The organism is Nostoc sp., from assembly GCF_036917755.1.
Lineage (GTDB): Bacteria > Cyanobacteriota > Cyanobacteriia > Cyanobacteriales > Nostocaceae > Nostoc.
The window spans coordinates 1-17,044 of record NZ_JBALFC010000153.1; the positions used below are offsets into that span (position 1 = coordinate 1).

At 41.6% G+C, this 17,044-nt stretch carries 23 protein-coding genes; 9 read left to right on the forward strand and 14 right to left on the reverse strand.

The annotated features are described in order from the left end of the window. The 3 genes from V7L05_RS31770 to thyX all read right to left on the reverse strand — a co-directional run. Positions 1 to 191: hypothetical protein (locus V7L05_RS31770; RefSeq protein WP_335170208.1), on the reverse strand; the 191-nt coding region annotated here is incomplete at its 3' end. Positions 192 to 227: 36 nt separating this feature from the next. After that, complete coding sequence (locus tag V7L05_RS31775; RefSeq protein ID WP_335170211.1) at positions 228 to 1,100, reverse strand: Rpn family recombination-promoting nuclease/putative transposase; 873 nt, start codon at positions 1,098 to 1,100, stop codon at positions 228 to 230. 116 nt (positions 1,101 to 1,216) lie between these two features. Then, positions 1,217 to 1,939, reverse strand: a complete 723-nt coding sequence (gene thyX / locus V7L05_RS31780) for an FAD-dependent thymidylate synthase (protein ID WP_335170356.1) — start codon at positions 1,937 to 1,939, stop codon at positions 1,217 to 1,219. Positions 1,940 to 2,179: 240 nt separating this feature from the next. Here thyX and V7L05_RS31785 point away from each other — a divergent pair, with 240 nt between their 5' ends. Beyond that, on the forward strand, positions 2,180 to 2,395 hold the full coding sequence (locus tag V7L05_RS31785; RefSeq protein ID WP_334946365.1) for a chlorophyll a/b-binding protein: 216 nt from the start codon (positions 2,180 to 2,182) through the stop codon (positions 2,393 to 2,395). Positions 2,396 to 2,538: 143 nt separating this feature from the next. After that, a complete protein-coding gene (locus tag V7L05_RS31790; RefSeq protein WP_335170213.1) occupies positions 2,539 to 3,144 on the forward strand; it encodes a thioredoxin family protein in 606 nt (201 codons plus the stop codon). A 124-nt stretch (positions 3,145 to 3,268) separates the two neighbouring features. Here V7L05_RS31790 and V7L05_RS31795 read toward each other — a convergent pair whose 3' ends face one another. From V7L05_RS31795 to V7L05_RS31815, 5 genes are all read right to left on the reverse strand, one after another. Beyond that, complete coding sequence (locus V7L05_RS31795) at positions 3,269 to 3,781, reverse strand: hypothetical protein (protein WP_335170214.1); 513 nt, start codon at positions 3,779 to 3,781, stop codon at positions 3,269 to 3,271. Positions 3,782 to 4,914: 1,133 nt separating this feature from the next. Further along, positions 4,915 to 5,205 (reverse strand): Asp-tRNA(Asn)/Glu-tRNA(Gln) amidotransferase subunit GatC, encoded by a 291-nt coding sequence (gatC, locus tag V7L05_RS31800; RefSeq protein ID WP_335170215.1) that lies wholly within the window; start codon positions 5,203 to 5,205, stop codon positions 4,915 to 4,917. 91 nt (positions 5,206 to 5,296) lie between these two features. Next, the gene (locus V7L05_RS31805) at positions 5,297 to 5,818 is read right to left on the reverse strand and encodes a photosystem I assembly protein Ycf3 (RefSeq protein ID WP_335170217.1); all 522 of its coding nucleotides are present in this window, start codon (positions 5,816 to 5,818) and stop codon (positions 5,297 to 5,299) included. Next, positions 5,796 to 6,008 carry a hypothetical protein gene (locus V7L05_RS31810; RefSeq protein WP_335170219.1) on the reverse strand — a complete coding sequence of 71 codons (213 nt, stop codon included), beginning with the start codon at positions 6,006 to 6,008 and terminating at the stop codon, positions 5,796 to 5,798. Before V7L05_RS31810 ends, V7L05_RS31805 begins: the two co-directional genes overlap by 23 nt. Positions 6,009 to 6,042: 34 nt before the next feature. Next, positions 6,043 to 6,768 (reverse strand): SOS response-associated peptidase, encoded by a 726-nt coding sequence (locus V7L05_RS31815; RefSeq protein ID WP_335170220.1) that lies wholly within the window; start codon positions 6,766 to 6,768, stop codon positions 6,043 to 6,045. Between the two features lie 206 nt (positions 6,769 to 6,974). Here V7L05_RS31815 and V7L05_RS31820 point away from each other — a divergent pair, with 206 nt between their 5' ends. Beyond that, entirely contained in the window at positions 6,975 to 7,586 is a 612-nt protein-coding gene (locus tag V7L05_RS31820) for a glutathione S-transferase family protein (RefSeq protein WP_335170222.1), read from the forward strand. Between the two features lie 318 nt (positions 7,587 to 7,904). Here V7L05_RS31820 and V7L05_RS31825 read toward each other — a convergent pair whose 3' ends face one another. The 5 genes from V7L05_RS31825 to V7L05_RS31845 form a co-directional block, all read right to left on the reverse strand. Continuing rightward, positions 7,905 to 8,138 carry a DUF167 domain-containing protein gene (locus V7L05_RS31825; protein ID WP_335170224.1) on the reverse strand — a complete coding sequence of 78 codons (234 nt, stop codon included), beginning with the start codon at positions 8,136 to 8,138 and terminating at the stop codon, positions 7,905 to 7,907. Continuing rightward, complete coding sequence (locus V7L05_RS31830; protein ID WP_335170226.1) at positions 8,110 to 8,532, reverse strand: ribosomal maturation YjgA family protein; 423 nt, start codon at positions 8,530 to 8,532, stop codon at positions 8,110 to 8,112. Before V7L05_RS31830 ends, V7L05_RS31825 begins: the two co-directional genes overlap by 29 nt. A 224-nt stretch (positions 8,533 to 8,756) precedes the next feature. After that, entirely contained in the window at positions 8,757 to 9,308 is a 552-nt protein-coding gene (locus tag V7L05_RS31835; RefSeq protein ID WP_335170227.1) for a DUF2231 domain-containing protein, read from the reverse strand. Positions 9,309 to 9,342: 34 nt separating this feature from the next. Next, entirely contained in the window at positions 9,343 to 10,083 is a 741-nt protein-coding gene (locus V7L05_RS31840; protein WP_335170228.1) for an LmeA family phospholipid-binding protein, read from the reverse strand. Between the two features lie 280 nt (positions 10,084 to 10,363). Continuing rightward, positions 10,364 to 10,699 carry a Uma2 family endonuclease gene (locus V7L05_RS31845; RefSeq protein ID WP_335170230.1) on the reverse strand — a complete coding sequence of 112 codons (336 nt, stop codon included), beginning with the start codon at positions 10,697 to 10,699 and terminating at the stop codon, positions 10,364 to 10,366. 145 nt (positions 10,700 to 10,844) lie between these two features. Between V7L05_RS31845 and V7L05_RS31850 the strand changes: the two genes are divergently transcribed. From V7L05_RS31850 to V7L05_RS31875, 6 genes are all read left to right on the forward strand, one after another. Next, positions 10,845 to 11,411 (forward strand): HD domain-containing protein, encoded by a 567-nt coding sequence (locus V7L05_RS31850; protein ID WP_335170233.1) that lies wholly within the window; start codon positions 10,845 to 10,847, stop codon positions 11,409 to 11,411. Between the two features lie 177 nt (positions 11,412 to 11,588). After that, positions 11,589 to 12,125, forward strand: a complete 537-nt coding sequence (locus V7L05_RS31855; protein WP_335170235.1) for a hypothetical protein — start codon at positions 11,589 to 11,591, stop codon at positions 12,123 to 12,125. Positions 12,126 to 12,515: 390 nt separating this feature from the next. Further along, positions 12,516 to 13,349 (forward strand): CheR family methyltransferase, encoded by an 834-nt coding sequence (locus V7L05_RS31860; RefSeq protein ID WP_335170238.1) that lies wholly within the window; start codon positions 12,516 to 12,518, stop codon positions 13,347 to 13,349. A gap of 139 nt (positions 13,350 to 13,488) precedes the next feature. Continuing rightward, positions 13,489 to 13,782 carry a DUF433 domain-containing protein gene (locus V7L05_RS31865; protein ID WP_335170240.1) on the forward strand — a complete coding sequence of 98 codons (294 nt, stop codon included), beginning with the start codon at positions 13,489 to 13,491 and terminating at the stop codon, positions 13,780 to 13,782. A 135-nt stretch (positions 13,783 to 13,917) separates the two neighbouring features. Further along, on the forward strand, positions 13,918 to 14,148 hold the full coding sequence (locus V7L05_RS31870) for a DUF5615 family PIN-like protein (protein ID WP_335170357.1): 231 nt from the start codon (positions 13,918 to 13,920) through the stop codon (positions 14,146 to 14,148). A gap of 189 nt (positions 14,149 to 14,337) precedes the next feature. Beyond that, on the forward strand, positions 14,338 to 15,117 hold the full coding sequence (locus V7L05_RS31875) for a hypothetical protein (protein ID WP_335170243.1): 780 nt from the start codon (positions 14,338 to 14,340) through the stop codon (positions 15,115 to 15,117). A gap of 940 nt (positions 15,118 to 16,057) precedes the next feature. Here the strand turns inward: V7L05_RS31875 and V7L05_RS31880 are convergent. Beyond that, positions 16,058 to 16,945: an NAD(P)-dependent oxidoreductase gene (locus V7L05_RS31880; protein ID WP_335170244.1), complete on the reverse strand. Its 888-nt coding sequence runs from the start codon at positions 16,943 to 16,945 to the stop codon at positions 16,058 to 16,060. Positions 16,946 to 17,044 lie beyond the last annotated feature (99 nt).

Below are 17,044 nucleotides of genomic sequence, written 5' to 3' on the forward strand. Positions count from 1 at the left end.
CGAATTACCCATAATACCTCATGTCCAATTTCTGGCTGCATCCCATCAATCGCTAATATCACCCGTCCTTGATTTTTAAATATTGCTTTTAACCTGTTACTACCATCTAATATAAACGGGATAACACTCATTATTCTGTCACTATTAAAATACAATAATTCGGCGATCGCATAGAACTTTTGAATATCCATCGTCCTGGAAAAGTCTATATGAGATAGTCTAAACCTTCATCGCGCTTCTAGCCAAACCTGTAAATCAGCCAAACTAGTAAAATCTAACAGTGCTTCACTCAAATCTTCCAGAACAGGCAAAGGTAAACTAGAAATTGAGGAGCGTACTTCTTCAGAAAGTTCGCCAAATCGCTTAGTCAATTGCCGGAGAATAAGATTAGCTGTTGCTTCCTCACGTCCTTCCTCACGTCCTTCCTCACGTCCTTCCTCACGTCCTTCTTCCTTAATTTCTCGGTAAACTCGCGTTTCCTTAAGCGTGATTCCTAACATAGACTCTACCTCCGCTTGAGTTAATTGTTCAAATCTGTACACCATGATCGTCGTTATTAATTCAATTATGGCGCGACTCGATGGTGATAGCATTTCTTGAGTGGTTCTTGTTAACAAATACCTTGCTTCTTCTGGTGCTTGTTCTTCATCCACTGTAGTTAATACCATCAGCGCCACCCATATAGGTAATTGACGAATATCCCCTAATTCATCTAAATACACCCGATGTACTTGTCCACCGTTCAGAAATGAGCGATGAGGATGAATATCACTTTGTTCGATACTGCGCGACGGGTAAATTATCACTGCTTGCCAGTCGCTAAATCTAGCACGGTTGCGGTAGAAATATAACGAAGATTCAGCCCATACTCTCTCATAAAGTTGTTCATCTTTCTGGAACTGCACCTCGCAAAAATATACGACTCCAGCACCATCGCTTTCAGGTGGTAGAAATACTCCGTCAATTTCAAATTTTGGTTCTTTGACGGCGACTGAATCAAAACGATAGCTATCCGCATTGCTTGGAGGATTTGCCACTAGTTCAAACAGTAAAGTGGGAGACTGTTGAAACAGTTTGTAAAATATTGAATCTCGACGCATGAAAGCATTTTACAAATTTTTTATTTATAGTTAATAGTAAGGCAGAAAACGGATGAAGATTTCTCTTTTAACATAGAAAGCAGGCAGTCAGATAGTGGATTGAGTCCAAAATATGATTATGGTGCTAACCTTGCTCTACCTAGACGCTGCTTTTCATACCATTGTGCGATCGCAGGTGCCCAATCTTCAAAATGAGGCCACATCATTTCACACAACTTTTGAATTTCAAGTTGAGCATCTTTCTTATTTCTCAGGTCACAAAAATGTAAGAAAGACCTTAAATTGAAACTAACTACAAAATGCTGACGATAGTCAAAAGGTACTTTACCTCTTGCGTGTTCTTCAGACATTCCAGCCTCAAAATCAGCTTTATATCGTTTAGCTGCTTCTAGACACCACTCCAAATCTGCTGCTCGTTGCTCTGGTGAATAGTGGTATTTTTTGCCTTGTCTATCGGTGTAATAACCAACGGGACGTAGGTAAAAAACATCTTCTATGTCTTTCTTACCTTCTACTACATCAATAAATTGATTGCCTGTGTACCTAAAAGATTGTACATCAAATGATACACTTACGCGATGAGTACGGGCTTGCTGCATGACACTGTGGGGAAAGTAGCCACAGTTGAAAACAATCTGGGGATGCTCTAGAGGCCCATAGTGTCCTCTCTCACCCGCTAAAAGTCGTTTAACAATAACTTCGCCGCTTTGTGACTCCGAGGGCCAAGAGTCTCGCGATTCATACACGAACCCATCAGTATAGTCCTGGTGCATCGCGGCATAAATCACCTGCTGCGGGTTTGGTGTTTTAGCAATAACCTCTACTCGAAATCGATGCATTAGTTTTTGGGGAATGGATTTGTGAGGTGGTTCGGTCTTGGAGGTTTCCTCCATGAGAAACTACCGTGACTGAAAGTGGTTACGAAGAAGGAGCGGAGCCTGTTGGTTAGACATGGCTTTGAACTCGATCCATTATCATATCTCTGGCTTGGACTTCTACTTGAGCAGATTAAGATACTTTACAAATATTAACAACTTTGTTACACTTATTTACATAACAGAGAAGACAGGGAAAAATCCATGCGTACAAACACTGCTATAATTGATGACCAAGGGAAGCTGAACAACTTTGCGATCGAGCCAAAAGTTTATATAGATGAGCAAGGCGATCGCACAGGCTTCACTCCTTACGCAGAACTGCTCAACGGTCGTTTAGCAATGATTGGTTTTGTCTCTTTGATCGCATTAGAAGTATTCACAGGACACGGCATCGTTGGTGTTTTGGCAAGCCTGTAAAAACTAATTTCTGTAACAGAACTCTCAACAAATGTAAAGAGACGGTAAATTTACCGTCTCTTAATTTATGGGAAAACTTAGTGGTAGAGTAAAAATATACTGATAGCAAAAGCCGTTATCAGCGTAAAAATATAGGGTGAACTATGGCTTTAACTGCTTCGACTATGTTGCCACTAGGCACAAAAGCACCAGATTTTAATCTACCGGAAGTAGTATCTGGAAAGGCAACTTCACTTTCCACCTTTGCAGATAAAAAAGCGCTGTTGGTAATGTTTATTTGTCGGCATTGCCCGTTTGTAAAACACGTCCAAAAAGAATTAGTGCAGTTAGGAAAAGATTATTTTACAAGTGATTTAGCGATCGTTGCCATTAGTGCTAATGATGCAAAGAATTATCCAGATGATGCACCAGAGTCGTTGCAAGCATTTGCCACAGAACTAGGGTTTAATTTTACCTTGTGTTACGACGAGAGCCAGGAAACGGCAAAAGCTTACACAGCAGCTTGCACACCAGATTTTTTTGTATTTGATAGCGATGGCTCCGCCAACGCCAAAGGCGAACGCCAACTTGTTTATCGGGGACAATTAGATGATAGCCGCCCCAGTAATGGTAAACCTGTAACTGGCGCAGATTTACGCGCAGCCATTGAAGCAGTGTTAGCGGGTAAACCTGTTACGAGTGAGCAAAAGCCGAGTGTTGGTTGCAATATTAAATGGAAACCTGGAAACCAACCCAGTTATTTTGGTTGAAAGGGATTGGGCATTGGGGGCATTGGGCATTGGGCATTGGGCATTAGTTATTCTTTCTCCCCCTGCCTCACCTGCTCCCTCATCTTGCCACTCCCTACTCCCCACTCCCTACTCCCCACAACTATCAGTGTTTAATTTCCAAATTAAGTATGTAGCATCCTAGTTGGACTTTTTCTGCCCACAATTCATATTCCAGACGCAAATGCTCTGGCAAAGGATGTCCGTTGAGAGTTAGGCTACTAGTAAAATTTCGTAAACGAATAGGATGGTTTGGTTGCAATGATTCAGTTGGCAACCAATAACGACTAATTCCATAAACGCCCTGTTCCCAAAAGTGACGGTAACTTACTTGAGCGTTACCTTGCATAGTCATAATTACTCGATAAGGGGAAATCTCCAGCCACAAAATTCTGGGACTGCGAGGAGCGTAAGCTTTGCTCTTGCTTTGGGGAAGTGTGTCCTCTGGACTTAGGACACTCTCTACTTCGCAGCTAATTAGGGGCGGTGCAGTTAACAGCAAATGGAACCGGTCAGTGTCTTTTTGATACAATGTCCCGGCAGTTTCGACAACAGACCAGATTGGTAGGTCAGTGGAAATAAGTGATAAGCACACGGGCTTGCGGTGATGGGTCAGCATGGGAGCGATAAGGGCTAATAGCTATTGAACAAAGTCAAATGAACACTCTAGCTGTCTAATAGGTCAGGGTAAGAAACTAAATAGTAAAACAGGCTTAATATAAATGAATCCGCTAATTTGTTAAACTACACAAATGCGGATATGAACAGGTAGAATGTCAGCCTAGACAGTAAAAACGATACTTTTTCTAGAGAGAGCTAATTTGTAAGTAAAGCTTGTAAATATTCTAAGGCTATAGCCTCAAAACAGTGGCAGTCGTTGTAGATGCTAAGAAACCTTCTTGAGGGAGACTTCCTGTAGATTGGAGTAAGTTTCATAGAGCAAAAAGCGATAGGATACTAGGCAGGAAGTCACCAGCAGCAACTTTGTTTATTACTGCTGAACTTCCGGTGTATTCAAAAGCCAGTGTATCCTAATGTCGGCTTCTGTTATAACCGTAGAAACTCACGAAGACCTTTCTCACAAGTAAATTATTCAGCGGCCCCCTTTTGGCTATCTTTACAGCAGGGTGGTTTCATACGAAAAAAGAAAAATACATAAGTTTTGATTTCTTGTGTTGTAGCATGGATTTTTACCCCGCTTCCATTCCTCTCCCCCACCGAAGGAGAAACTTTGAAACCCAGTTTTGGTTTTTCTCTGCTTGTATGAAACACCCAGCTTTTTGGCTATTTTTACAGGTTGACATCCGGGTGGCTGGGGATTCTTCACCATACTCGGCATCACCGTGCCAAAAAAGATTTTTTGTACGCTAAGCAAATTTCAAGTGCCTGAAACAACGATTTTTCGTTCAAACTAGAGCAAAACTAGTAGCATAACCATACCTCTTTCACCAATATGATGGTAGAAAGCACTTCTTAAAAAGCTTACCCCATCTTAGTTTCAGCCTTAACGTACAATTTCCCGTTTTGGCACGGTGACGGTTATCACCATAAAAGCAATGTTCAGCTTTTTCTTAATAAATTTTATTTTTTATATTAAAGTTTTCGGCTCAAATTTGGGTTTTATAGGTTTAAGGCTTTTAAAAATGTTCCAGCAAACAGCTTAAAGCTAATCTCCAACACAATTTAAAATTTTTACCTGAAATTATTTTATGCGTAAGGAAGAATTACAAGAACTTACTCAATAGCTTTCGACTATTCAGCATTGAGGATTTTTGGGACTTTGAAAAATTCGCCTTCTTGTTCAGGCGCACTGTTGAGAATACTTTCCCGGTCAGGATAGGGTTGCAATTCATCCTTTCGTGTGATATTGCTGACATCAATTGCCCGTGTTGTTGGGGCTACATTACTGACATCAAGTTCATCTAACTGTTGAATATAATCCAGAATACTTCCCAACTGGGTAGTGAATTGTTCCTCTTCTTCTGGAGTCAATTCTAAACGAGCAAGATTAGCTACTTTGTGAACTTGTTCTTGGTCAATCATATTTTTTTAGAGAGGCAATTAATCGCGTCTGTAGAGGAGTGAGGAGTGAGGAGTTAGGAGTTAATGATTCATAATTCCTAACTCTTCACTTTTAGAAGAATACGTCAATTTGCGATCGCCCGGTGGTTTTCAGCCAGTTTTGAGCTTCGATGTAGTTATTGGGAGCCATGCGAATCGCTCGAATCCAATAGTCTGCGGCTTGGTCAAACAGTGCTTCCCCAGCCTCGTTATCTCCAGCTTCTTTCTCCTTTTCGCCTTGGTAGTGATAAATCACGGCGATGTTGTTCAAGGCTTGGGGCATACGTGGGTTTAACTCAATTGCCTGGTGATATAGTTCTAAAGCTTTTTGGTGGTCGCCATTGCTGGCATAAATTAACCCCATATTGTAGAGAATATAGCCGCGATCGTTGGTATCTTCCTCTAGTGTTAGAGCTTCTTCATAATATTCCAATGCTTCAGCATATTCCCCTTCTGCTTGGGCTGACATGCCATCTCGATAATAAACAAACGCTTCTTTAGCTTTTTTGTTGGTTGGCAAGATTTTCAGAATGATATCCGCCATGACTGTAAAGGATTTATCAATAAAATTATCATTTTTTTGTGTTCTTGGCATATTTGTTTCTGGGTATTGAGCATTGGGCACTTGTACTGAGCGAAGTCGAAGTATTGGGCATTGGGCATTGGGCATTGGGCATTGGGCATTGGGCATTGAAAAGAGGCAGAGGGGCGGGGGGCAGAGGGAAAAACTCATCTCCCTCATCTCCCTCATCTCCCTCATCTCCCTCATCTCCCCCACTCCCCACTCCCCACTCCCCAATCTCCTAGCACACTCAATAGCTAATTTAACTGATTTGGGGGTGCATTTTTCTCACTGAGGGGTATGATACATTCCGGACTATTATGCCGAGCGTTATTGACCAAGGTGCTGACTGGATAAGCAGTCATTGCTGGGGCTGGATAGGGACGCAATAGCTGCTGTAGGGTTTGGGGCGTTTGCATTTGAGAATCGAGCCATAAATCGTAATCTTCTGGCTCTAGAATCACTGGCATCCGCTCGTGGATAGGTTGGAGTAATTCGTTAGCTGCCGTTGTCAAAATTGTACAAGAGATTATTTCTTCGTTAGCAGGCGTTCCCGCTTCGGGTTGCCGTAGGCATCGCCATTTCTCCCACAAACCTGCAAAGGCGAAGGGTTGCCCGTCTTGAAGGCGAAAATAAAACGGCTGCTTCTTACCTTGTTGTCGTTGCCACTCATAAAAGCCATCAGCTATCACTAAACAGCGTCTGTGCTTAAAAGCCGAACGAAAAGCGGGTTTTTCGGCAACAGTTTCTGCCCTAGCGTTAATCAGCTTTGCCCCCATTCCTGCATCTTTCGCCCATGACGGAATTAAGCCCCAACGCAACTGCTTAAATTCACGCTTTTCGCTTTCGGGATTTTGTAACACTGTTGCCACCATTTGCGTAGGTGCAATGTTATATTCTGCTGCTAAATCTGGAACTGGCTCAACATGGAAAAGTTCAGCTAAACTTGCTGCCGACTGGTTTAGAGTAAATCTTCCACACATACTTTTATTCTCGACCACTAACTAAATTAAACATCTCAATCTAGAAAGAAATAATACTTTTTTTATTTTTTTAATGATTTTCTCTAGTACTCAGAAGCCAAATAACAAAACAATTATCCGGTTTGGGGAAAATCTTTTGGTAAGATATTGTATTTTGAACTTTCACTTTACTTCACTTATCAACATATTCCTAACTGGATTTTAGCATGGAAGTATTACGTTTGTACGATTTTTTACCCTCTGGCAATGGTTATAAGATACGTCTTTTATTGACACAACTAGGTATACCTTTTGAGAGGGTAGAGCTTAACATCTTGAAAGGCGAGACTCGAACACCAGAATTTTTAAGTAAAAATCCTAATGGTAAGATACCCGTTCTGGAAATTAAGCCAGGGAAATACTTGGCAGAATCCAATGCCATATTGGTGTATCTGAGTGAATGCACAGAATTTTTGCCCTATGACCGATTCTTACGAGCGCAGGTGCTGCAATGGTTATGTTTTGAACAGTATAGCCATGAACCTTTTATTGCTACATTAAGATTTTGGATTTCTATTTTAGGTAAAACTGAAGAATATAGTGAAGCTATCAAGCAAAAACGTGAACCAGGTTACGCAGCACTTAACTTGATGGAAAAATATTTAAGTTCTCACACTTTTTTTGTAGGAGAGCGTTACACGATCGCTGATATCGCCTTGTTCGCTTATACTCATGTAGCTGATGAAGGTGGGTTCGATTTAACACAATTTCCTGCTATCCAAGCTTGGATAGAAAAAGTCAAGGCTCAACCCAGATATATCAGTATTACACAAGCTTAAAATTAGATTTTGTGAGTTTCTGTTTCTCGTTTCTTGGCTTTGGTAGAGGATGTACTGGGTGGGATATAGCTTCACATTCAGGAGACAGGCAGAGTCTTAGGGACTTCCAAGAAATAAATTATTCAAGGAAACGAACCACAGAGACAAGGCAGTGCGCCCTTGCGGTTCCCCGACTTGTTCGCGCAGCGTCTCCCCTTGGGAGAAGCAACTGCCGCGCAGAGAACACAGAGAGAAGAGAAATAGAGAGGATTTTTGCGTCAGTTTTGGGATATTTTTTTATTTGGAAGTCCCTTATTAGAAAATGTTACTAAATAGCAACTAGATGTCTGTATCAATTTCGATCAGCTTTTGCCGGGAGGATAAACCTGACTTAATTTTGATATCAGATTTGCTTAGATCAAATTTATCTGCTAGTAGTTTAATTAACTCTTCATTCGCCTTACCATCAACTGGGGGCGATTTTAAATACACAGTCAGACTGCCATCAGGTTGTTCTTCAATCTTTTGCTGTTTTGAATTAGGTTTAACCTTGACTTTTACTTTTTTTTGCATAACCTATTCCGTGTAATTGTCGCAGCCACAACCAACCTAAAACAGAACCTAATACATAATGAGGAAAATCCCACCAAACAAAGGTGGTACCAAGTAACAATTTACCTATCAAGGTGGCGCGAATCTCCTCTAATAGTGGTGGATGCCAAAGTTGCAAGAATTCTAGTATACAAGTGATGACAAAAACCCATATCGGAATTTGGATTACCGCCGCCCGACTTCTGAAAAACCAAAATCCGAATAGACACCAAAATATTTCGTAAAATATAGCGGCTCCGTAGTCATTAAACCACTGATGGGCAGGCCCAGTGTAGTACTTAAACAAAAAGCCCATCGGTACAACGATGAGCAGAGAAAGAATAATAAATATTGTTTGGTTACGGTTTTGGCGCATTTTCTGAAAGCTTAGAGACTAAGCAAAATTTTAGCCTCTGCACCACTATTTGAAAATCTTGTTTTTAGGTTCTAGGGCTATATCGGCTGTGTTGCTTGTAGAGGAGGCGGAGCCTCTGAATGGGCATTCCCAGTCAGTCAGATACTGGGAACGAGGTATTTTAAATTACGAATTACGAATTACCTTCGCGTAGCGTGCCGGAGGCTCTATTACGAATTATTTAGTTATGGATATCTTCTGCTACCAGCACCTACTACACCGATTTTGTGGCGATAGGAAAGTTCGGCACCGAACCAGCCGGAAGCGCTAACCAGCGTACCCACAATCAGCGAGAGTAACAGTCCCCAAGGTACTATTCGGGATTCAGCGTCGCCCAAACGTAGGAGAAAGTTGACGAGTGATAAAACTAGTAGAGAAACGTTAAGTATCAAATGCACCCAACCGGCGCTGCGCTTGCGAACTCGTTCAATCTTCAAAAAGTCGCTGAGACCGATCGCTGCTGCAAGGAATCCTCCAGCTAATCCAAGTCCGATTAACCATAGGGAAGCCCTAGCCCAAAAGAAATCACCAGTTAACCAGTAGCCGATGTCACTTCCCAAGGCGGCGGCTAAAAAGGCTATGGGAAAGATTACACTCAGGGGATGTAGGGGATGTCCTGCGATCGCAACTGTACTGGGTACACCGGTATCAAGATACTCACTGTCGTTACTTTCAATAACTGGGGGAATATTTGGAAAAGGTGTTGAACTTGTTTGGCTTGTATCTGTAGTTTCCATTATTTAGTATCCTGAATTTATTAGAGTTCTATTTTTAAGCTGAAGGAATTTTTTCAACATAAGCTTCAGCTTGTAGAGTTAATTTGCCTACTTCTACTTTTAGTTGCTTAACTTGCAGACTCATCCCTTCTAAATCAAAGTTACTCAAATTCAAAATTTCGCTAGTTTCATCTATCAAAGCTTTTGTCAACTCTGGCGATATTTCCTGACTTTCGCCATACTCGACATTTTCTAGAGCAACAGTTTTTCCATTAGCACTGATCCGGGGTACTGCGGAAAAAGCAACTTGCTGATTTTCACCTGTTTCTACTAATTTAATACTGGCATTTAGTGCTACCTTCCCATCACCCGGTAGTCGAAAGTCTATATGTTGAGGATCAATAGTCATCAGTTGCTCGTTAATATGTATTTTTTGACTTTGCAGTTGCGATCGCACATATTCAGAGTTAAAAGCGCGATTGATATCAGCTTCGGTTAATACAACCTGTGCCTTAGCTTCAGTAGGTTTGGTTAGTTCAATTTTGCCAAAAGCCACACTCAGAGGATTAATGGCAACACTAGTCATTTGCATTTCTAATTCCTCCATGCGGAGGTCTTTCTGCATAACCAAGCCTTCACCTTCAATCGTGACTGCCTCCACCTCTCCCTGAACCAGTTTCAGAGGGTCTGTTTTGATGTTTACATCTAAATTTTCTACTTCATCTAATTGGCTAGATAATCCTATTTCTGCCGCTTTATTCAGCGCCTGCTCTCCTAATCCAGGACTGTCTGCCATTATTAAATTAACTCCTAATCGAAATAAGATAATTCTTTAATAAATTTAAAGAATTAACACCGGATTTTTATCTATCTGACGATGGAATATAGATTTAAATCTTGTCTATCTAAAAGTAGAATTAAAATATTTATAATCATCAAAACTTTTGCTTTTACATTCAGACTTTTTCAGGCGTAGATACAGAATAGATTGTCGTCAAATTTCCCTCAAAAGAAAGATTGAATATATTTAATTTAGTAGTTATATTGCTTGTTTATGAAGTTTCCCTAAAATCTGATTAATGAAATTTGTCTTCTTGCTGATCCCAACCTTCTGGTAAACGTCCTTTAGCCACAAAAGCAGCATCAGGTGATCTGACAGCAGTATTTGCTAATCTAAAACCAGTACTCGGCCCAAAAACTTCACCTAGATTCTGACTTTCTACCCAATTAAACAGATAGGCTCCTGCTTTTATTTCTCGATTACCGGAAATTCCACCCGTTGGGCGCATAGTTTCTAAAGTACCATTAGCATTGCGTTCAAACCGCAGTTCTGGGTTTTGTGAACTCATCAGCATTAATTCTTCATCAGTGACAGTATATAAAGACTGCACCGTTATTTTTTCGCTGTTCATGATGATGCCATAGCAAGCTTGACAGATATTTCAATTTTAGCTCTGTACCCCTCTCATCCTTTGCAACCTCTGCGCCTGGAGCGGTTTGTTATAAAATTGACGCAAACCCTTTATTATGTAGAGTTATATTGACTCATTTTATACAATGCTCTCAGAACGTTTTACCGCAGCCCTTATCTACGCTACCCAACTGCACGCCAACCAAGTTCGTAAAGGTTCAGGTGTTCCCTACGTTGCCCATTTATTAGGTGTGGCTAGTATTGCTTTAGAATATGGGGCAAATGAAGATGAAGCGATCGCAGCCCTCTTACATGATGCGATCGAAGACCAAGGTGGCGCGGCAACACGGTCAGAAATTCGCCGCCGCTTTGGTGACAATGTAACGGCAATTGTAGATGGTTGTACTGACGCTGATACAACTCCAAAACCGCCTTGGCGACAGCGCAAAGAGGCATACATTGCTCATATTCCTACCGCTTCCCCATCAATACTGCTCGTGTCATCAGCAGATAAACTTTACAACGCCCAATCTATTCTCAAAGATTATCGCGTTTTGGGCGAATCAGTTTGGGAACTTTTTCAGGGGCGTAAAGAAGGTACTCTTTGGTATTATCGGGCGCTTGTGGATGCCTTCAGGAAGACTGGAACTACTGTAATTATTGAAGAATTAGAACGGGTTGTTGCAGAAATTGAGGTATTAGCATCTCGATAAAAATTTTATTTATCCAGAAGTAAATAAAAGATTCATGGAAACTAGACAAATAACCTTTTTAGATACACGATATAATCATGTCTCTCACAAACAAATTTTGGCTTCTCTCTCTAGATAAAAAATCTTTCTCTCGGTAGACAGGTGTACTTACATTATGATGGCTGCTATGTTACCAATATGACGATAGTAAGACAAAACACTCTAAATCCAACCGTAAGTCCTTCAGTAAGTCCTCCAGAAAACTTGGCAGAAAAGTATATGGAAGCAGAGCGGATGCATGATGTTCTGCTTTTACTGCAAAATTTGATTAACAGTGAAGAAGCCACTGTGAAACTAATTCTGGATTGTCTCTATGATGTTGGTTCAGTCAATCTGATCAATCAAAAGCTTCGCTTGAAGCCTCTAAACAGGTTGATGAAATTAATTGCTCGCATGTCCAAACCAGTTTTTAAAACCTTAGCTTTAAATTGGTTTAAAAAGAACTGTCCCCAACTGATTACTAATTGGCTACACACGCAGGTTTCTTTTGCAAAACCCCAAAATACACCCCAACAAGTAGCTATCGAAGTTGTAGAACTGGAACCATATTCTATACCACAGAGAGAAAGTCTGAGCCAAGAGATTAAAAATCTGCGCTACCAGGTCAGATGGCTAGCTGGGATTTCAATAACAGCGATCGCTATTTTAGTAGTAACAATCACTTGGTTAAACTGAAACCCATAAGTAGCACCGCCATCAAATTTCATTGATTCACCAAGCTATTTTAGGCGTAAAATCTACTTGATTTTTACAGCAATCCTAAATTGTTTGTAAACAGTTTCTCTATTTCTTTCTTCTGGTGCATTTGCTGCGCCTAGCTTACTTAACCGTAGGAGTACGCGGGTTGTTGTCATAATTTTTCGTTGATGACCTATCCGGGATTCTTGTATGAGCAAAATTATTAATTTCTAATCCATAATTGATGCTAATGAGCAACTAAATTGATTTATGGAAATTACCCAAAGTCCAGCATCATTATTTCAAAAAGCCCATTCATGCCTGGGGTAATAATTATGAATTACGAATTATGAATTACGAATTACGAATTACAAATTACAAATTATTATGCTTTTGCCCAAACCGACCTTGGAGGACATCGAAATACATCTGCTTTTGGAAGGACTGTATCAGTATTACGGTTATGACTTTCGTGATTATGCTCTTTCCTCACTCAAGCGCCGCATTCAGAGCTTCATGAACTTAGAGGGGTTAGCAAATGTTTCTGCACTGCAAGAGCAGTTACTTCACAACCGTGGCTATTTAGAACGATTTTTGCTTGCTCTGACGGTGAATGTAACATCAATGTTTCGTGATCCCAGCTTTTATAACACCTTCAGAAATCAAGTTATCCCCTTCTTGCAAACCTATCCATTTATTCGCATCTGGCACGCTGGATGTTCAACTGGTGAAGAAGTTTACTCATTGGCAATTTTACTGCAAGAAGAAGGACTTTACCACCGTTGCCGTATATATGCCACTGACACAAACGAGAAGGTATTACAAAATGCCAAAAGTGGTATTTTCTCCCTGAAACTAATGCAGGAATATACTCACCTTTACCTGAAAGCAGGTGGCAAGAAGTCTTTCTCAGAATATTATACAGCAGCTTATGATAACGCGATTTTTCGAGCATCTCTAAGAGAAAATGTTGTTTTCGCGCAGCATAATTTAGCAACTGACAGTTCTTTTAATGAGTTTAATGTCATCCTTTGTCGTAACGTCCTCATCTATTTCAATCAGGTACTTCAAAAGCGAGTACATGAACTGTTTTATAATAGTCTTTGCACCTTTGGCATCTTGGGTTTAGGACGACAAGAATCTATCAGGTTTACCCCTTATGAGCAGTACTATGAAGAGATAATCAAAGGTGAGAAAATATATAAGAAAATTGGAGTCTAGTAGGACAGCTATATCCTAAACTGCTCTAGGCTACCACCGATCGCCTTCCACCAAGGTTTCACCAAACCATTCCTTCGCCCTCTTGCCATCAGATTAAGCTAAGATCCTTATAAAAGCATTGAGTGTAGAGGAAAACACTTTGGCTGTAGTAGTTAACATTGGTAGTTTGATTGACTCTGATCCTGGAATTCATGGGGGTACTCCTTTGATTGCAGGCACAGGAGTTACCGTTCCTCGAATTGCAATTTGGCATAACGCGGGTCATAGCATAGAAGAAATTGCCCATGAAATAGGGCATTTAAACTTGGCGCAGGTTTATGCAGCATTAACCCATTACTACGCCAATAAAAATGAAATCGATGTGGACATTGCAGCAGATGAAGCTGAATATGATCGCCTCCTAGCCTTGCATAGATATAGCAAACAATCGTGAGTCAAATTCGTCTGTATACCGACCGACGAGGATTCTAACCGTCGGGCAATCGTGCAAGCTTTAAGAGAGAGGGGTATAGATGTAATGACGAGCTTGGAGGCAAATCGATTAAGATACCCCGATGACGAGTAGCTTATATGGGCGACGGAGCAAGGCAGGGTGATATACAGCGGCAATGTGCGAGACTTTTACCGTTTGCACACCGAGTTTGTCACACGCGGACAACCTCATGCAGGTATACTGCTGATGCAGCAACAGCGGTTTTCAGTGGGTGAGCAGGTACGTGGAATCTTGGTGCTGTTGGCAACAAAATCAGCCGAGCAGATGCACAATCAAGTTGAATTTCTCAGTGATTGGCTTGATTGAAGTGCCAGAGGCTTGCAGAATGTTGATTTGGATCTGTGCTTTTCTGTAAATGGTAGATTGACTTTTCGGCCTTGACAGTAGGTATCGCTGTCAAAAGACAGTCTGTCATACATTTTTAATTGTGTTTAGAAGATATACTTGGCGATCGCTTAAGGTAAATTACCATTAAAGTCTTAAAGGAGATTGTCAATGCAACTTCTCGAATGTCCTCCTGTTGCAGTCATTGCTGGAGAAAATGCAGTTCAGGTTTCTCAACTACCTTCTACATGGCAAGACATTGCTAGAGGAAGCGCGAGTGTCGGACTTGACCATCCCCAAAGCTATGTTGAGATGGCACAGTTGTTCCTATATAAATTAGAGCATGGTGATGTTGACTTGTTTAGCGATCGCCCCCAACTAGCTCACTTGATACCCTCATTCTCCCAGCTATTTACACAACTAGCATGGGAAACCCTAGAGTTTTTTGGGCAAGACTTTCTCAAACACAGCTATCCAAACTTTGCAGAAATTCTCCATGATGTGGAGTCAAAAGGGACAGAGTATGCTGATGAAGTAAAAGTGGCTCGCATTGGTATAGATTTGTTTAACGAGTTTGGTTATGAACTACCTGCCAGCTTCTATCATGTGCATCTAGCACCAATTTACCGCGATCATGTTTTTGAAGAACGCGCCTTACGATTTGATCAGCGCGATATCGAACACAAACGCGCTTGGGATGCCATACTCCATGCAGGTAAGGTGTTTGCTATCCAGATGAAGGTGCAAAGTATTGCTTCTAAATACGGTTTTACTTATCAACACGGCTGTGGTTGCAACTCTCATCTATCTTCCATTGATGTATCTCGTGGGGCGTTTGAATATGAATTGAGTCCCGAAAAGCGTCAGCGATGGCTTCGCAGTTTCATTTGGACTGCTTGGTATGAGTATGCCTTCTTTGCGATCGTGCCAAATACAAGTTATTTAATTTGACAAAGAAGTAGACGGGAGCATCTCAGTGAAAGCAAATGTACCCTAAATCGACCCCCCTTAGTACAGCTTTGCGTAAAAGCGTAGCGTTTTTAATAGACCTCTTGCATAAATTAAAAATAAGAAAGAACCCCACCCCGCCAAAGCTACGCTTTGTCTCCCCTCCCGAAGAGCGGGGAGGGGTTGGGGGTGGGGTGTTAGGAACTTTTGCAAGAGGTCTAATGCAAGCCAATGCATTAACAATGCAACCCGACGCATTAACAATGCAACCCGACGCATTAACAATGCAACCCGACGCATTAACAATGTAACCCGACGCATTAACAATGCAACCCGACGCATTAACAATGTAACCCGACGCATTAACAATACGAGCCGATGCTTTAGCATTGTCGGGTATTACCAAATTTAATTCGCTACGAATTAATGAAATGCTGTACTTAGTCCCTCTTTGCTAAGGGGTGAAACGAGATTTCTGCTCCCTCTCCTTAGTAAGGAGAGGGTTGGGGTGAGGTTTAAAGAGCTTTCTACGAAAGTGAGATGCTTCCAAGTAGACTGCATCGAGAAAATGGATCAAGCGAGTTCAAATTGATTACAACAGATGGAGTACCAAAAGAGTTTACCAGGAACTCTTTCTCTACCAGACGCTACGCGTAGCTTGCTTAAGAGCAGGGGTAGAGTTCAGAAGGCAGAAGGCAGGAGGCAGAAGGCAGAAGGGAACCCACGTTTTTAAACGTGGGATTGAAGTAAGGACGACGCCAGATGCTCCACTTGGGCAAAGCCCAAGACCGCACTGGCTCCCTTGTGTCTCGTGCTACGCATCTCGACGCAAATCTTTTTATACTAGTGGGCAATAACCCACAACTAAAGTTTTTATTAATACTTCTTTCCTTCTGCCTTCTGCCCTCTGCCCTCTGCCTTTCTTTGTGAGGCTCCTTTGGAGTTATGATTCAACAGTTACTCCAGCTTCTAACTCCAAAGCTTTGATCAGAGCCGACGCATTTTCTTCCCCCCATCCTTGATTAACTGCCACCTTAAGTGTTTCTCGCACCATTGCGGCAGCAGGCGTTGGAGAATTCAAATCTTGGGCGAATCGAGCGATTAAATTGGCATCTTTAAGCATGTGTTTTAAGGCAAAACTCGGCGTAAAATCGCGATTCACCAGCATCTTACCGATGCCATCAAAAAGCGGAGAGCGAAAATCTACTACATGCAATACATCAAGAACGTCTTTCGGATTTAGTCCGGCTTTAGTGGCCAGAATCATTGCTTCCCCTAACGCTTCGATTTGGGTTGCCACAAGTGAGTTACCGACGAGTTTCATCGCAGTTCCTTTGCCAGTGTCACCCAAGTAATGTGTGGTTTCGCTTAACGGTGACAAAATCGGTTTGACTCGTTCAAATACGTCTCGCTTACCACCGACTACAAACCACAATCCTCCAGATGCAGATTCGTTTTTACTGCCGAAAACGGGAGCATCTAGAAATTCGATATGCTTTTCGGCATAAGCTGCGGCTTCTCTTCGGGATGTGTCGGGATGAACTGTACTTGTATCGATCGCAATTTGTCCCGATTGCACTTTCGATAAAATACCATCTTGTCCAAAGACAACATTTTCAACCGCCTGATCATCCGCCAACGAATACATGATCACTTCAGCATTTTCCACAGCTTGTGCTGGTGTTTGTGCTTGTGTTGCACCTTGTTCAATCAGAGGTTTACAGGATTCTGGGTTACGGTTCCAAACTGTGACATCGTAGCCCGCTTTAAGCAAGTTGGTTGCCATGCCACTGCCCATAATACCTAGTCCTAAATACGCAATGCGTTCCATGATGTTGCCTTCAGAAGGAAGTTTGTAGCTATGTTTTTGGCGTACACAAAGCGTACTCGAAGTCAGCCTGTTTGTACCCTCCCCTTACATTACTGAAGC

Coding starts and splice junctions, on each gene's coding strand:
- V7L05_RS31855 (WP_335170235.1), top strand. CDS start 11,589: ATGACGATAGTAAGACAAAACACTCTAAATCCAACCGTAAGTCCTTCA.
- V7L05_RS31880 (WP_335170244.1), bottom strand. CDS start 16,945: ATGGAACGCATTGCGTATTTAGGACTAGGTATTATGGGCAGTGGCATG.
- V7L05_RS31830 (WP_335170226.1), bottom strand. CDS start 8,532: ATGCGCCAAAACCGTAACCAAACAATATTTATTATTCTTTCTCTGCTC.
- V7L05_RS31840 (WP_335170228.1), bottom strand. CDS start 10,083: ATGGCAGACAGTCCTGGATTAGGAGAGCAGGCGCTGAATAAAGCGGCA.
- V7L05_RS31825 (WP_335170224.1), bottom strand. CDS start 8,138: ATGCAAAAAAAAGTAAAAGTCAAGGTTAAACCTAATTCAAAACAGCAA.
- V7L05_RS31805 (WP_335170217.1), bottom strand. CDS start 5,818: ATGCCAAGAACACAAAAAAATGATAATTTTATTGATAAATCCTTTACA.
- V7L05_RS31820 (WP_335170222.1), top strand. CDS start 6,975: ATGGAAGTATTACGTTTGTACGATTTTTTACCCTCTGGCAATGGTTAT.
- V7L05_RS31845 (WP_335170230.1), bottom strand. CDS start 10,699: ATGAACAGCGAAAAAATAACGGTGCAGTCTTTATATACTGTCACTGAT.
- V7L05_RS31775 (WP_335170211.1), bottom strand. CDS start 1,100: ATGCGTCGAGATTCAATATTTTACAAACTGTTTCAACAGTCTCCCACT.
- thyX (WP_335170356.1), bottom strand. CDS start 1,939: ATGCATCGATTTCGAGTAGAGGTTATTGCTAAAACACCAAACCCGCAG.
- gatC (WP_335170215.1), bottom strand. CDS start 5,205: ATGATTGACCAAGAACAAGTTCACAAAGTAGCTAATCTTGCTCGTTTA.
- V7L05_RS31815 (WP_335170220.1), bottom strand. CDS start 6,768: ATGTGTGGAAGATTTACTCTAAACCAGTCGGCAGCAAGTTTAGCTGAA.
- V7L05_RS31860 (WP_335170238.1), top strand. CDS start 12,516: ATGCTTTTGCCCAAACCGACCTTGGAGGACATCGAAATACATCTGCTT.
- V7L05_RS31835 (WP_335170227.1), bottom strand. CDS start 9,308: ATGGAAACTACAGATACAAGCCAAACAAGTTCAACACCTTTTCCAAAT.
- V7L05_RS31785 (WP_334946365.1), top strand. CDS start 2,180: ATGCGTACAAACACTGCTATAATTGATGACCAAGGGAAGCTGAACAAC.
- V7L05_RS31875 (WP_335170243.1), top strand. CDS start 14,338: ATGCAACTTCTCGAATGTCCTCCTGTTGCAGTCATTGCTGGAGAAAAT.
- V7L05_RS31790 (WP_335170213.1), top strand. CDS start 2,539: ATGGCTTTAACTGCTTCGACTATGTTGCCACTAGGCACAAAAGCACCA.
- V7L05_RS31850 (WP_335170233.1), top strand. CDS start 10,845: ATGCTCTCAGAACGTTTTACCGCAGCCCTTATCTACGCTACCCAACTG.
- V7L05_RS31795 (WP_335170214.1), bottom strand. CDS start 3,781: ATGCTGACCCATCACCGCAAGCCCGTGTGCTTATCACTTATTTCCACT.